Below are 15,550 nucleotides of genomic sequence, written 5' to 3' on the forward strand. Positions count from 1 at the left end.
TTATTTTTTGATTTCTAATATCCCTGCTGTTGCATCTAATGTTACTTTTACACCAACAGGTAAAGCTGCATTAGGGCTATCATGACCAAAGGGTAAATCTGAGACAATAGGAATGTTTAAATCAGATAATCTATCTTGTAAAACTTCCTCTATACTCAAACTAGGTATGTTAGGTGGTGCTTCACACTTGGTAAAACTTCCTAATGCAATACCACGAACTTTCGATAAAAGCCCACTTAACCGCCACTGAGTTAACATCCTATCAATACGATAGGGTGCTTCTGTCACATCTTCAAAAGCCAAAATCACACCATCAAGGTTAGGTAAAAGCGGTGTACCTAAAAGATGAGTTGCTACTGTCAGATTACCAGGAAGTAGCACACCTGTCACTGTACCACCACCCCAACCTTGACCCTTTAAAGGTGCGAGGGGACGACCTTCTAGAATGTCAAATAGCCTCTGTATTGACCATTCTGGCTCATTGTTTAGGGTAGTAAGTACGGGTCCATGTACACTGACAATTCCGGCATTATAGAGACTCCAAAGCAAAGCTGTGATATCAGAAAAGCCTATCAACCATTTGGGATCTGTTGTGTTTTGTTGCCAGTTCCAATCTTCTAAAATGCGGGTACTACCAAAACCACCCCTAGTGCAAATAATACCTCGACATTCTGGATCTTGCCATGCGGTTGCAAGTTGGTGACGACGGTGGGCATCTGTACCTGCAAGATAACCATGTCTATTATCTATGTTATTGCTGATTTCGATGCGGTAGCCGTGCGACTTCCATATTTCCACACTTTGATTAAATGCCGCAAATTCCCGCAACGCACCACTGGGAGCAATAACACGCAATAAATCACCTGGTTTTAAAGGTGGTGGTAAGGCAGATTTGAGAGTGGACATTTTGATAATTGATAATTGATAATTGATAATTGATAATTGGTGATAAGATTCTCATCTTTATCTTTATCAACCATCCGGATTCCTGAACTGAAGTTATGGGCAGTGTGTCCTGAATTCTTAGAGGTTGTTTTAAAAGTTTCTGGCTGTGACTTTAGGCACTTATTGATCCCCCCTAACCCCCCTTAAAAAGGGGGGAATTAGAATCAAAGTCCCCCTTTGCAAGGGGAGCCAGTGCGGTCTTGGGGGTTTCCCTCATGAGCAACTGGCGTGGATTTAGGGGGGATCTAAAAGTTTTTGATACATTACTAAGGACTTTTCAAACATCCTCTTACTGTTAAATTTTTAGTTGTTAGGCATATCTGTTATTTGTCCGGTAAAATTACGCATACGATTAATTTGATTTAAAGCATATTTGGCTGTTGCTTGGACTTCTGGATCTGGATCATCTAGCGCATGAAGCAATATCTTACTCATTTGTGCCATCATGTCATAAATCCGCACCAAATCACGAATAGCATTTTGCCGTACTTGGGGATTATCATTTTGCATAGATATTGCCAATGCACGGTTCATGGGTTTGAGGGTACGAGTACCAATTTCTGCCAATGCTGACAAAATTAAACCTTGTTGTTGAGAATCTGCATTAGTCAGCAAATCTACTAAAGGTTGAACTGCACGGGAATCACCTTGTTGGGCTATATTCCAAATTGCTTTTTTTTGCTGTGTTAAATCACCACTTTGTAAGTCTGCTATTAATCTGTCAAACAAATTGAGTGTGGAAACAACAGAAGTGTGTTCCAATGGTAATACTTCTGTTGTCGAAATTGGTGATGGAACTGAAGGAGCCGATTTGAGAAAAAATCTTGGTCTTTTTTGAGGAGATGGATTTAAAAGTGGTTGTTCTGAATTTCCAGACTCTACATCTTCTTTACTATCAGCTAACCTTTGGGCAGTATAAAAAAATAGGCTCACAACTCCTAAAACCCCAAAACTGATTAATTTCCACAAATTATCATTTTTTGGTTGAACTTGTATTTGAGTCTTTGGTTTATCGGTGACAGTCAAAGCAGAATTAGGAGAATTATTACATTTAACTTTCCCTTCTAAAACGTCTTGGAGATGCTGTATTGTAGACTCATCAGCAATGCCATCAACTTTTTTTAAACCTTGTTCTTGCTGAAATTGAGCTACGGATTTTTGGGTACTCGGACCATACTGCCCATCAATCAAATCATTGTAATAACCTAACGCTTTCAGTTGGACTTGAATCACTTGGACTTCTGCACCTTGAACACCTGGACTGAGAACCGTCGGTTGGCTAGGTGTTGATTGAGGTGTAGCACCTATAGAACGACTTGGATATACACCAAGGCACAAACAAGAGGATAAGATCAGGAGGGAATTGGTAATTCTTAAGTGGTAATTTCTAATTGATAATTGCTTATTAACCCTCATTTTCCTCATCTCCAATTGATTAGCTTAAGGTAAAATTTCTGGTTCAGATTTTCTTACAGGTAAGGTGACAGTGTTGAGTTGCTTGGGAAGAGATGTTTCTAAAACTGGTAGCGGCTGATTAGCTTTTTCATTGATGGTAATTTGCTGATTTTTACCTGCTAAATTCTCCCGTTGATTGATTAAATAAATACTAATTAAAGTTAAGCAAACTCCCGCCCATTGAATGGGACTGAGAACTTCTGAGAGAAAAAGATGACCGAATATCAATGCAAAAACAGGTGTGAGAAAGGTGAGAGAACTTAAGCTAGTCAGATTACCACTAGAGGCAAAATAGAAGAATAAACCATAAGCGATCGCACTACCAAATATAGTTGCATAACTTAAAGCTAACCAATCAGAGATTACCAGATTTTCCCACTGTTGGGATTCCACAACGTAAGAAACTCCCCACAACGGCAAACCTCCTAAAATCGTATGCCATCCTGTAGCTACGACCGGGTCAGCATATCTACATACATAGCGAATGAGTACAGTTCCCACAGCCATTGATAAAGCTGCTAGTAACATCAACCATTCACCATTTGCAAACAATTGTTGCCAGTTATCTGTGGTAATATTTACTCCTGAGTCAAGAAGATGAAAAATCCATTCTTTCGGCAAGCCAATTAAACTAATACCTGTGACTCCTAATCCTAACCCTAACCATCCCCACAGGCCAATATGTTCTTGAAATAGCCATAAGGAAAGTAAAGCTACGGCTAAAGGTTGGGAGTCAATCATGACAGAACCTAAACCCGCACTGGTTCTCACCAAGCCCTCTGCTAAAAAACCTTGAAACAGCGTACCATCCACCAAGGCAAATATAGTAATCCATAGCCATGCTAACCATCCTTTGGGTTGGGGTCTACCCATAAATGCCGCAGCGATGAGAATTAACACCCCCGCAGGTAGCAAACGTACTCCTGCCATAAATAGAGGTGTTGTATGGGGTATTACACCTTTCATCGCCACCATTGCTGTACCCCAGAGGAAAAAGGGGGCAATTAACAATAGGGAAGCTACGGTAGATTTCGATCCTCTGAGTTGCAGTTGCATGAGTTAGCTTTTATCTTTAGTAAATTAGGTGGAAACATTACTTTACCTAATTTTACAGAAACATTTACTTTTATGTTCACTTAGCATCCAGAAAAAAAAGCATAAATACTTAAAGGTAGCTAAAAATACAATAATTCTTTTGAATGACTAAAAACTGAATTGTTTTTGATCAGTAAATAAAATAGTAATAAAAATCTGATATGAGACTGAATTGTAATCCTTACTATACAACAAAATTAGGTGCAGCTTATTTGGGTAACAGCTTGGAATTAATGGCAAGCATTCCTGATGAAAGCATTAATTTAATTTGCACTTCTCCACCTTTTGCACTGGTGCGTAAAAAAGAATATGGCAATGTTGATGCAGACAAATATATTGAGTGGTTTCAAGATTTTGCAGTACAATTTTACCGGATTCTCAAACCCACAGGTTCATTAGTAATTGATATTGGTGGCAGTTGGATTAAGGGAATGCCAGTTCGTTCTCTTTATCATTTTGAATTAGTTGTAGCTTTGTGTAAAGCCAAAGAAAAAGGTGGATTAGGATTTTATTTAGCACAAGAATTATATTGGTATAATCCTGCTAAACTTCCTACTCCTGCTGAATGGGTGACAATTCGCAGAGAAAGAGTTAAGGATGCCATAAATACAGTTTGGTGGTTATCTAAACAACCTCATCCTCAAGCTAATAATCGTAGAGTTTTAAAACCCTATAGCAAGTCCATGAAAAATTTGCTCAAAAATGGTTATCAACCCAAACTTAGACCATCAGGCCATGATATTTCCAATAAATTTGGTAACGACAGAGGAGGCGCTATTCCTCCTAATATGATTGATGGCAGAGAAAATCCAAATCAGGAAGAAATAGGAAAACCAATTATTATAGAAGAAATATGTTCAGAAGATTTAATGCAATCTGTTAATGTAATTTCTGCCTCTAATACTGCCTCTAATGATTATTATCAACAGCGTTGTCAGCAAGAAGGACTTAAACCACATCCAGCCAGATTTCCCCAGGCATTACCAGAATTTGTGATTAACCTTTGTACAGAACCAGGAGATATTGTCCTCGATCCTTTTGCTGGTTCTAATATGACAGGTAGAGTTGCCGAAACTTTGCAAAGGCATTGGTTAGCTTTTGAGATTGATGAGGATTATATCAAAAGTTCAAAATTGCGATTTAGAGAAAACGAACTTTTGGTTGTGGAAGAGTAAAAATCTGATAGCGTAGCGTGGCGCAAGCCATATCAGGATATACAGGATTTGAGGATTTTCCAGACTTTAAGTGATCAAACCCCATTGATCAAGCTGTTATGGGTATTGATACCGTAAAAACACTCATGTTATGATAGGTATTAATAAGTAATATTTAAATTAAATAGTTAGCATCTAATTTTGATTAACCAGGAGTATCAATAATGGCTGTAGGTTTGCCTGAGTTTGTGGAAAACCCTGAAAATCGTTGTCCGGTAATTCTTTTGTTAGATACTTCTGGTTCGATGTCGGGGCAACCTATCCAGGAGTTAAATAGAGGTTTAGCAGCTTTTAAGGAAGATGTATTAAGAGATGCTCAGGCTTCTTTAAGTGTGGAAGTGGCTATAGTTACCTTTGGACCTGTGCGACTGATACAAGATTTTGTCACCATAGACCATTTTACACCGCCCAAATTAGAAGCAGATGGTGTAACGCCAATGGGTGAAGCGATAGAATACTCTTTAGATTTAGTAGAAAAACGTAAACAGACTTATAAAGATAACGGTATTCTCTATTATCGTCCTTGGGTGTTTTTAATTACTGACGGTGCGCCTACAGACTATTGGCAAAATGCAGCGCAAAGGGTGAGGGAAGAAGAAGAACAGCGGCGAATGTTGTTTTTTACTGTCGCTGTCCAAAATGCGGATATGAATAAACTCAGAGAAATTGCACCACCTGGACGGCCTCCAGTAATGTTAAATGGTTTAGATTTTCGTGCTTTATTTGTTTGGCTTTCCACTTCTATGAAACGGGTTTCTAGTGGCAAAGTTGGGGAAGCTGTAGCATTACCTCCGGTGGGATGGGGGCAAATTATTACTTAGAGGGTGTTTCAAAAGTCTATCATGATGTATCCAAGACTTTTAGATCCCCCTAAATCCCCCTTAAAAAGGGGGACTTTGAAGAATTTAGCCCCCCTTTTTAAGGGGGGTTGGGGGGATCAATCAGTGTGATACTACAAGCAAGAATTGTTCAAACAAGTTCTTAAATTTAAAGATTACAGAGGATTTATTTATTGTGGGTTGGAAAGCTATAGCGCGTTCTGCAACAGGAACGAGTCATAAAGATCAAAAAATTCCTTGTCAAGACTACGGAAATTATCGCATTTTTAATGATGTGATTGTGGGCGCGGTTGCTGATGGTGCTGGAAGTGCTAAATATTCTCATATTGGTTCTAAAGTTGCGGTAGAAACTGTTATTCAATGTTTCACTGAAATTAATCAATATCCTGACAAGCAAGGTTTATCTCAACCACTTGATAAAGAAGAAGCCAAAAAAGTTTTTACGGAAATTGTTAATCATGTAATTGCAGAGTTAAAAAAACAAGCTGAAAATAAAGATTATTCTGTTAATGATTTAGCTTGTACATTATTGGTTTTTATAGCAACTCCTGAATGGGTTGCAGCTATGCAAATTGGTGATGGGTTTATTGTCATGGGTTCTCAAGATACAGAATATCAAATGTTGTTTAAACCTGATAAGGGAGAATTTTTTAATGAAACAACTTTTGTGACTTCAGTTAATGCACTGGAGGAAATGCAGGTAGAGGTATTTTCAGGAAAGCAAGAATTTATTTGTGCTGCTACTGATGGATTAGAAAAAGTAGCGATTAGATTTAGTGACTGGCAACCTTTCCCGCCATTTTTTAAACCTTTAGAGGAATATTTGCGAGAAACAGAAAAGCCTGGATGTGATGGGGATAATTATATTATGGAATTTCTTGATTCTGATAGGTTAAATGCGCGTACTGATGATGATAAAACTTTGGTTTTGTGTTTGTTTGAATAGCATAAAATATTTATGAAATTCAAATAAATTATCTGTTCAAGGATGTTTTAGCAGTAAAATCCATAACCCGACTGGGAATTCATTCCCAGTCTCATAGCAAAAGTCATCTGAAGATGACTAAAAATACCCATAAATCTGTAGTTTACTTTAGTAAACTTTGACTATTAGCCATGAAATTCATTTCATGGCGGGTGCAGAAACAAACAAGACATTTTCAAATTATATGACGTTTCTAATTTGTGGTAGTACAAGTGAAAGAATTACTCTATTAAGTGAAATAGCTGATAGTGGGGAAGCTAAAGTTTGGCGAACTAATCATCATGGTTATTTGGCTAAAATTTACCATGAACCAACACCTGAACGGATGGAAAAATTAGCGGTGATGATAGCGCACCCACCAAAAGAGCCAAATTCCCATCTTAATCATATTTCTTTTGCTTGGCCTAATTCATCATTAAGAAATGCTCAAGGTGATTATGTGGGTTTTTTAATGCCAGAAGTTAAAGGTGGAAAAGAACTTATTGATGTTTATAATCCCCAACGTCGCAAGAAATCAAAACTTGAGATTGATTGGCGTTTTCTGCATACAACCGCTTTAAATATTGCCTCAATTATTGCTGCATTACATGAAACTGGTTATGTATTGGGTGATATTAACCCGAAAAATATTTTAGTTAATAATCGGGCGTTACCTTCTATTATTGATACAGATTCTTTTCAGGTTAAAAATCCGAAAAATAGTAAAGTTTATCGTTGTTTAGTTGGTTTTACAGGATATACACCACCAGAATTAATTGGTAAAGATTTTAAGAAAATTGATCAAACAGAAGTACATGATAGATTTCGGTTAGCAGTAATTATTTATCAATTATTGTTTAGTGGTAATAGTCCTTTTCAGGGAAAATGGAATGGTGCGGGGGAAACTCCAGAAGTTAATGAACTTATTCAGCGCGGTATATGGTTGTATTCACCAAATAATCTAATTCAACCAGTAGAAAATACAACAATTCCTCTGGCTATTGTTCATCCAGAAATTCAGAAATGTTTTCTCAGATGTTTTAATGATGGACATAAAAATCCTTATTTACGCCCGACTGCTAAGGAGTGGTTGGAGGCTTTAAGAATAGGAAATGATAGCTTAACTGTATGTGATAGGGTAGATGGTCATTTTTATAGTAGAACTTATGGTAGTTGTTATTGGTGCGATCGCTTTACAAAGTTGGGTGTTGATATTTTTCCTGGAAACCAGACCTCTTACAAAAATAAAGATGCTGATTACTATATCAATTCAGGAGTAGCCCGTTATAATTCGGTAGATAAGCAAGGAGCTATAGATTACTATAACCAAGCTCTCAAGATTAATCCTAACTTTGTCCATGCTTACCACAACAGGGGAAATGCTCGTTATGATTTAGGAGACAAAAAAGGGGCAATAGATGATTACAACCAAGCTCTCAAAATTGATCCTAATTATATCTATGCTTACTACGGAAGGGGGCGTGTTCGCCATGATTTAGGAGACAAAAAAGGGGCAATAGATGATTATAATAAAGCTCTCAAAATTGATCCTCACCATGTCCATGCTTACAACGGAAGGGGACTTGCCTATTATGACTTGGGAGATAAGCGAAAGGCAATAAATGATTACAACCAAGCCATCAATATTGATCCCAAGTATGTTCTTGCTTACATAAATCGAGGGCTTGCCCGTTATGATTTGGATGACAACCAAGGCGCGATAGATGATTATACCCAAGCTTTGCGTATTGATCCCAACAATGTTGCTGCATACAATAACCGTGGGCTTGCCCGTTATCATTTGGGAGATAAGCGAGGGGCAGTAGATGATTACAACCAAGCTTTACATATTGATCCGAATCTTGCTTTTGCCTATCACAACCGAGCGATTGCACGTTCTGTATTACGAGATAGACAAGGGGCAATAGATGATTACAACCAAGCTCTCAAGATTAATCCTAAATATAGGGAAGCTTACATAAATAGAGCTATTCTTCGCTATAGAGAAACTATGATATTAGTTCTTTTACTAATTCTGTTTGTAGTCTATCTATTTTATAACTCTAACAATTTTAATTCTGTACCACACGAAATGACAAAATTAACTCAAAATGATTCCCAGGAATTGACTCAATCTGAATTAAGAGAGATAGCAAATAGTCAAATTGAGAAATATATAACAGGTATTGGTATTTCATTTGAAATTAATGAAAAAACTAAAATACCAACAATTACTGATATAGTTGATAACTCTCCAGCAGCATCAGAAAATCTTCAAATCGGTGATCAAATATTGGAAGTGGATGGTAAATCAACATCAAGGATGACTTCTACAGAAGTGTCTAACTTAATACGTGGAAATGCAGATACTATTGTATTTTTGGCTATTCGTAGATCAGGCTATGGAAGTATAAGTAAAATGTTAATTAGGCAAACTTTTATCAATCTCAAGATTGATCAAGAGTACAGAATTCGTTGTTATGCAAATTTAAAACTAAAATTTTATAGTCAGGCATTAGGTGACTGTAATCAGGCAATTGAAATAAATTCAAGTAATAACACAGCCTATTTTACAAGGAGTAGAGTTCATTTTAAATTGGGAAACAGGAATCAAGGAATGGAAGATTTACGAGAATCTGCTAGGTTAGGAAACGAAAAAGCTAAGGAAATACTCAGAAAAAATCAATAGAGGAATATTATGAATAATTTTTTTAATGTTTTATCAACAGACAATAAACAAAACAACCATCAAACAGTGGACCAAATAGCCGCAGAACCAAGAACAAAAGTTTTCTATCTGAATGGTAAAAAAATCAACAACAAACAAACATTTTTAACACAAGCTGCTGAAGCAATGGAATTTCCTGCATACTTCGGCAATAACTGGGATGCTTTTGATGAATGTATCACCGATTTAACATGGTGTCCGGCTCAAAGATATGTGATATTATATGATCATGCTGATATCTTTGCTCAAGCAGAACCGACGCAATACCAAATAGCATTAGATATTTTAAATTCAGCAAAGGAATACTGGGAAGGTAATAATATTTCTTTCAAGTTTTTAACTATAAACCAATAAGCCTATTTAGACTTTGCACAAAGTATCATATAGTCCAATCTTCTAGCAATAACCCTGGAACATTTTCAAAATCTTTCCAGTTACGAGTTACTAAAATTCCCTTAACAGATTTTGTAATAGCTGCAATACGTAAATCCCGCGCACCTATACGTTTAAGTTTTTGAAAAACTAACAATTGATACGTTTCATAGGCATCATTATCAAAAGCTAATAATTGAATATTCTTAAAAAACTCTATTTCATCTATCAAACCTTTATAGCCCCATATCAATTTGCTGTTAGGTTTAAAAGGTTCATTATTGCTCTTATTGATTTCATTCAGCCATCCTTTTATTTTCTCCTCGAATGTAATCACAGTTACGGCTAAATTTTCCGGTTTCTTTTGGCTTATACGCTGTGCTACTCTTGGGTTGCCATTTTGGAAAAGTGAGACATGATCTGTATCTAGAATATATAATTTCGCCACTATAAATTATTCTCCGCATCATTTGATTTAATGGATTGATTACGATGTCTTAAATGAATCAAACACATTAGTGGCTCGGTACTTAGTTCTCCAAGTTCTTCCTCTATTTCATTAATAAGTTTTGTATGACTTTCCTGAATTTGCAAATCAAGTGCATTGCGTTCTTCTTCCATAGAAGCAATTACTTCATCAACAAGAGGATTATTCTTGTGCATTCCTGCAAATCTCATCCAAGGATGTTCTGTTTGAGGTGGTTCGATTTCTAAAGTTACTATTTCTGGTTTTCTCGCTTGGAAAAGTTGAATCAGATTATTTAAGGCTTCTTCTTTAGTAGCACCTAAACCTTGACATTCTGGTAAACTTAATAATGTAGCTTTAATCGTGCCATCTTCTTGATTTTCAATCAGGACATCATAAGTTAATTTGGGTGCAATTCTGGAAAGAGCATTTTTTACATCTAAAATCATGATATTTTTACTCTTTTAATTCTATACTAATTATAACATGATAATTAACAATATTTGATTAAATAAGGTAAAAGCAAGGTGCGCTAACTGATTTAACGCACCCTAACAACTAAGAAAAATCTACGCTGCCAGTATTGACTAACTTTACTATCACTTTCACTCCCAATTCTTCTTCAAACACTCCTTTTTTATAATCTAAATTCCACAATTCTAAAGCACAATCATCACCTAGATTAGCAGCAAAAATTAACATCTTAAATTCACGCACCTGGGGAAGATATTCACACTGTACACAAGATACTGCCCCGATTTGCCTTCTATCTAAAGCTACTGCTAATCTTAAAATTGCACTCAGTTGACATACCATTTGTCGATGTTCTTTATGCAATAAATTGCGATAGTTTTCGTGTTTTTTCTTAGGTGGTGATTTGCGGTGATAACGGGCTAAATTCGCAATGATTTCAATCTCGGTTTCGTTATAACCAAGTAATTCCCCATTTCTAATTAAATAGTATGAATGCTTGTGGTGTGCAGAATGACTGACGTAGTGACCACAGTTGTGTAAAATGGCAGCAGCCCACAGTAATTGTCTTTCCTGTTGACCCCAATGATGTAGTTTTCCTTGGGTTTGATCAAATAAACTCAGTGCAAATGCTGCCACGCGATCACTATGTTCTAAGTTAATGTGGTATTTCTTGGCAATTTTAAGAACATTACGTTCTCTAATTGAACTTTGGTAGCGCAGTCTGTTGTCAATTAAACCATGTGTCAGCATCCAATCTACAATTACACCTTCCCGCAAAGACCGTTCACAAAGCGTAATTGTCTCCACACCCAACAGGGTCATAGCTTCCTGTAATATCACTGCCCCCGATAGTATTACTTCTGACCGCTTCTCTGGCATTCCGGAAATGGCCGCCCGTTCTATATTGTTCATGCGTCGCAACCGAGTTACCCATGTCCGCAGGTCTTGAAGAGTAAATTGATAACCATTGAGGGTAGAAGGAACAAAACCCATTTTTTCCTTAGCATGAATAGTGGCGATGGTTTCAATAGTTCCAGATGTTCCTACTAACTTGGGAGATTCACTGGTTTGGAGTTTAGAAAGCACATCTTCTACAGAACGTTCTAACATCCCCCGTGCATAAGCTTGCAAGTATTGAAATTCAGTATTACTGATAGGATCAGTGGTAATAAATTCTCCAGTCAGTCGCACTGCACCTACCTTCGTACTAGTAAGACTGCGGGGTTCTTGAGAGTCACCTAAAATTAATTCGGTAGAACCACCACCAATGTCAATAATGATGTGGGGTTGGTTATGAAATTCCATCCCCGATAACACACCCAAATAAATGCGTCGCGCTTCTTCTTGACCAGAAATTAAGTCTACGCTTAAGCCAATTTCTGTTTCAACTCTGTGTAGAAATTCCAGACCATTAGGGGCTTCGCGGACGGCGCTAGTTGCTACGGCGATAATGCTTTCTGCTTCTAGGCTTTTAGCAAGTTCTTGAAAACGTCCCAAACAAGCGATCGCTTTTTTGATGATTTCTGGTTTTAATTCCCCTGTTTCCACATTGCGATCGCCTAATCTTACCGTTTCTTTTTCTCTAGCGATCATTGTAAATGCTGGTAGGGTCGCTTCAATTTTGACTACTACCATGTGCAAAGAATTAGTACCGATATCAATGGAAGCAATAATCCGATTTTGCTGAACTGGTTGAGTTGGTATCTTCTCCCAGTCAGCTGAAACTAAATTAAGCATTTACGTTTCTCTCTCTTAACAATGGATGGTCAAAGCTGGTGTGTCGGTTTGATCGGCACTTAATACCTGTTACTTGCAATCTATGGAGTTCTCAGGTTAATTAACCATTAACTATTAAAGTCAATGATTTGTATCCAAAACTATCACCTTCGTCGATGTGTAAGCAGCATCAACTAAACAATAGTTAAAAAGAGTTTTTGCTTCATTACTGAGTGTGTTTACAAAATTTGGTTGCTCCCTGTATGTACAGTTAGCAAATAACGATATTCTATATATGTGAAGATATGTGAATTCCTTAAAAATGCTCAATACACCAGAAAGCAAGCAAGAACCATTATGGCTGGTAATTATCCGCCTTTTACGCTGGCATAAACCAGAAGGTAGATTAATTTTGATGATTCCTGCACTATGGGCTGTATTTTTGGCAGCTGCTGGTAAACCACCTTTACCCCTAGTGGGAGTCATTATCTTAGGTACTCTGGCCACCAGTGCCGCAGGTTGTGTAGTTAATGATTTATGGGATCGGGACATAGATCCACAAGTAGAGAGAACACGCGATCGTCCCCTTGCTTCCCGCGCCCTTTCCCTGAAAGTTGGTATTGTGGTTGGTATAGTTGCCTTAGCCTGTGCAGCAGTTCTTGCCTTCTATCTTAACCCCTTGAGCTTCTGGTTATCCGTAGCCGCAGTACCCGTAATTTTACTGTATCCAGGGGCAAAACGGGTATTTCCTATACCTCAATTGGTGCTTTCCATCGCTTGGGGGTTTGCGGTTTTGATTAGCTGGAGTGCTGTGACTCAAAACATTTCTGCACCTACTTGGTTACTTTGGGGTGCAACTGTTCTCTGGACATTGGGATTTGATACAATTTATGCCATGAGCGATCGCCAAGATGACCAACGCATCGGTGTGAATTCTAGCGCCCTCTTCTTTGGTAAATATGCTCCTACAGCCATTGGTATTTTCTTCGCTGGAACTATCATTCTCTTAGTTGGAGAAGGTGTCTTAGTTAATCTTAATGGATTTTTTTGGATTGCCTTAATCATTTCTGCTTGTGGATGGATTTGGCAATTTATCCGCTTAAGAAACCCAGAACTACCTAACCCTGCTTATGGTGAAATGTTTCGTAAAAATGTCTGGATTGGATTTTTAATTTTAGCCGGAATGATAGTAGGTAGTTTCTAACCATTCAATTATTAGCATTCAGCATTCAGCAGCAGCTTTTTGCAGACTAAAACACATACACCAAAATACTTTCCATACTTTCATCTATCACCTGCTATATCACTGACTGCTGACTGCTAACCACCAAATCCTGACTGCTAATACTTTGCTGTTTTATGGGTAGCTTAATTGTAAACTCTGTTCCCTGCCCAACTTCCGAATTTACCTCTATTTTCCCCTCATGTTTTTCAATTATTTGATAACAAATACTCAACCCTAAACCAGTACCTTGACCTACAGGCTTAGTTGTGAAAAAAGGATCAAACAACTTATTGATAATTTCGGGTATAATTCCTAAACCATTATCTTTAATTCCTACTTTAATACAGTGATCATCAACTTTTGATGTCTCTATAACTATTTCTTGATTAGCTTTATCTTTGCATTCTAGTAAAGCATCTATCGCATTACTAATTATATTCATAAACACTTGATTCAGTTGGGCTGGATAACAATCAATTAAAGGCAAATATCCATATTTTTTCGTAACTTTAATTTCTGGAGTGAGTCGATGATTTAAAATCAATAAGGTGTTATCAATTCCTTCATGAATATCTACATCCTTCATTTCCGCTTCATCTAACCGGGAGAAGTTACGCAAAGACAACACAATTTCCCTGATCCGTTGAGCGCCTACTTTCATAGATAACAACATTTTTGCCAAATCTTCAGTCAGAAATGGTAAGTCAATTTCTGTAATTTTCTCTTCAATTATTTCATTTTGGTCAGTGTATTGTTCTTGATACAACTTTAATAAATCAACCAAATCTTGTAAATATTTTTCTGCGTATTGAACATTGCCATAAATAAAATTTACAGGATTGTTAATTTCATGAGCTATCCCAGCTACCATTTCACCCAGAGAAGACATTTTTTCCGTTTGAATTAATTGCGCTTGGGTATTTTTTAAATCTTGCAATGCTTGTTGTAGTTCTTGAGTTCTTGCTTTTACTCTTTTTTCTAAAGATCGTTGTGCTTGTCGCAGTTCTTGAGTTCTTTCTTCTACTCGTTGTTCTAAATTTTTGCGAGCTAATTCTAGTTCTTGGGTATAATCTCCCACCCATTCCACCAAGCAATTTAGAGATGTTGCTAATGTCCCTACTTCGTCATTACTATTAACATTAGTTCTCAGTTGAAAATCTGATTCTTGAGTAATTTTTCTTGCAGTATTAGTCACTGCTTGTAGGGGACGAGTAATTAATTTAGTAGTCAAAAATGCAAGAATAGCTGCTATTACAGACGAAATTAATATACTAATAGTAATAATTTTCACTCGTAACCTTCTTGCTTTATCAAAGCCAACATTTGCCTCGTATCTTTGAATATCAGCACTTTTGATAATAATATTTAGCTCATTTGCCAGTTCCTCAAATTTTATATTGAGCTTGAGATATTCTTGTTCATTCAGCAAAATGATCAGCAGTGACTGAGTAGCATTATTTGTTTGATATTGTAAACTATTTACTTCTATGGAACGCCAAAAAGTTTTGATTATTTCAGTATATGATTGTGTAGTATTTTTATATTTTTGTACCAAATGAAGAAAATCTTTATCATCTACTACTAAAGCATCAGGATTATCTTTGATAAATTTTTCTAGCTGAGATAAATGTTTATTTACTTGATTAATATCATTTGTAAATCTATTTTTTTCATACTCTAACAAAACATAATTCTCTACTACATTCACTAATCTTTGTGGATACATCCTTACCGTGCTAATGGAATTTTTTAAATCTTTTACCAGTAACTGTTGCTGATAAGATAAGAACAATTGCTTTTGGGCTGTTTCTTCATAGTGGTTGGCAATCAGTAAACCGCTTATCGTTCCTGTAGCAACTAGGCTAAGTGTTACAATATAACCAAAACTAATTTTTTTGGCTATATTCCAGCTATTGGTTAATGAGCCAAGACTCAAGAAAATAGGTTTGATCTTTCTTTTAATACGATATATCATTCATTAGATCAACTAATTAATTTCAGAAATGGTTTTTCCCATATTTTTATAACCTGTACTTAATTATATTACAAGCAGCGTT

General features: G+C 36.7%; 13 protein-coding genes. 6 read left to right on the top strand and 7 right to left on the bottom strand.

Translation table 11 applies throughout. The features are described 5' to 3' along the window. From A0J48_RS08485 to A0J48_RS08495, 3 genes are all read right to left on the bottom strand, one after another. Entirely contained in the window at positions 1 to 906 is a 906-nt protein-coding gene (locus tag A0J48_RS08485; RefSeq protein WP_200322147.1) for a S66 peptidase family protein, read from the bottom strand. 342 nt (positions 907 to 1,248) lie between these two features. Beyond that, the gene (locus tag A0J48_RS08490) at positions 1,249 to 2,361 is read right to left on the bottom strand and encodes a peptidoglycan-binding protein (RefSeq protein ID WP_200322155.1); all 1,113 of its coding nucleotides are present in this window, start codon (positions 2,359 to 2,361) and stop codon (positions 1,249 to 1,251) included. Between the two features lie 24 nt (positions 2,362 to 2,385). Then, entirely contained in the window at positions 2,386 to 3,456 is a 1,071-nt protein-coding gene (locus A0J48_RS08495; RefSeq protein ID WP_200322157.1) for a DMT family transporter, read from the bottom strand. Between the two features lie 200 nt (positions 3,457 to 3,656). Here A0J48_RS08495 and A0J48_RS08500 point away from each other — a divergent pair, with 200 nt between their 5' ends. The 5 genes from A0J48_RS08500 (at position 3,657) to A0J48_RS08520 (ending at position 9,594) form a co-directional block, all read left to right on the top strand. Further along, entirely contained in the window at positions 3,657 to 4,670 is a 1,014-nt protein-coding gene (locus A0J48_RS08500) for a DNA-methyltransferase (RefSeq protein WP_200322160.1), read from the top strand. 203 nt (positions 4,671 to 4,873) lie between these two features. Then, entirely contained in the window at positions 4,874 to 5,530 is a 657-nt protein-coding gene (locus A0J48_RS08505; protein WP_200322162.1) for a vWA domain-containing protein, read from the top strand. A gap of 193 nt (positions 5,531 to 5,723) precedes the next feature. Next, the gene (locus A0J48_RS08510) at positions 5,724 to 6,494 is read left to right on the top strand and encodes a PP2C family serine/threonine-protein phosphatase (RefSeq protein ID WP_200322164.1); all 771 of its coding nucleotides are present in this window, start codon (positions 5,724 to 5,726) and stop codon (positions 6,492 to 6,494) included. 223 nt (positions 6,495 to 6,717) lie between these two features. Beyond that, positions 6,718 to 9,201 (top strand): tetratricopeptide repeat protein, encoded by a 2,484-nt coding sequence (locus A0J48_RS08515; RefSeq protein ID WP_200322166.1) that lies wholly within the window; start codon positions 6,718 to 6,720, stop codon positions 9,199 to 9,201. 9 nt (positions 9,202 to 9,210) lie between these two features. After that, the gene (locus A0J48_RS08520; protein ID WP_200322168.1) at positions 9,211 to 9,594 is read left to right on the top strand and encodes a barstar family protein; all 384 of its coding nucleotides are present in this window, start codon (positions 9,211 to 9,213) and stop codon (positions 9,592 to 9,594) included. 25 nt (positions 9,595 to 9,619) lie between these two features. On the opposite strand, the gene A0J48_RS08525 is transcribed toward A0J48_RS08520, so the two are convergent. From A0J48_RS08525 to A0J48_RS08535, 3 genes are all read right to left on the bottom strand, one after another. Beyond that, the gene (locus A0J48_RS08525; protein WP_200322170.1) at positions 9,620 to 10,060 is read right to left on the bottom strand and encodes a type II toxin-antitoxin system VapC family toxin; all 441 of its coding nucleotides are present in this window, start codon (positions 10,058 to 10,060) and stop codon (positions 9,620 to 9,622) included. Then, a complete protein-coding gene (locus A0J48_RS08530) occupies positions 10,060 to 10,527 on the bottom strand; it encodes a type II toxin-antitoxin system HicB family antitoxin (RefSeq protein WP_200322172.1) in 468 nt (155 codons plus the stop codon). Before A0J48_RS08530 ends, A0J48_RS08525 begins: the two co-directional genes overlap by 1 nt. A 109-nt stretch (positions 10,528 to 10,636) precedes the next feature. Beyond that, the gene (locus A0J48_RS08535) at positions 10,637 to 12,289 is read right to left on the bottom strand and encodes a Ppx/GppA phosphatase family protein (RefSeq protein WP_200322174.1); all 1,653 of its coding nucleotides are present in this window, start codon (positions 12,287 to 12,289) and stop codon (positions 10,637 to 10,639) included. 301 nt (positions 12,290 to 12,590) lie between these two features. On the opposite strand from A0J48_RS08535, the gene A0J48_RS08540 reads away from it, so the two are divergent. After that, positions 12,591 to 13,472: a 4-hydroxybenzoate solanesyltransferase gene (locus A0J48_RS08540; protein WP_200322182.1), complete on the top strand. Its 882-nt coding sequence runs from the start codon at positions 12,591 to 12,593 to the stop codon at positions 13,470 to 13,472. Between the two features lie 94 nt (positions 13,473 to 13,566). Here the strand turns inward: A0J48_RS08540 and A0J48_RS08545 are convergent, their stop codons facing one another. Then, a complete protein-coding gene (locus A0J48_RS08545) occupies positions 13,567 to 15,468 on the bottom strand; it encodes a sensor histidine kinase (protein ID WP_200322176.1) in 1,902 nt (633 codons plus the stop codon). Positions 15,469 to 15,550: the final 82 nt, after the last annotated feature.

The organism is Sphaerospermopsis aphanizomenoides BCCUSP55 (genome assembly GCF_001586785.1).
GTDB classification, from domain to species: domain Bacteria; phylum Cyanobacteriota; class Cyanobacteriia; order Cyanobacteriales; family Nostocaceae; genus Sphaerospermopsis_A; species Sphaerospermopsis_A aphanizomenoides_A.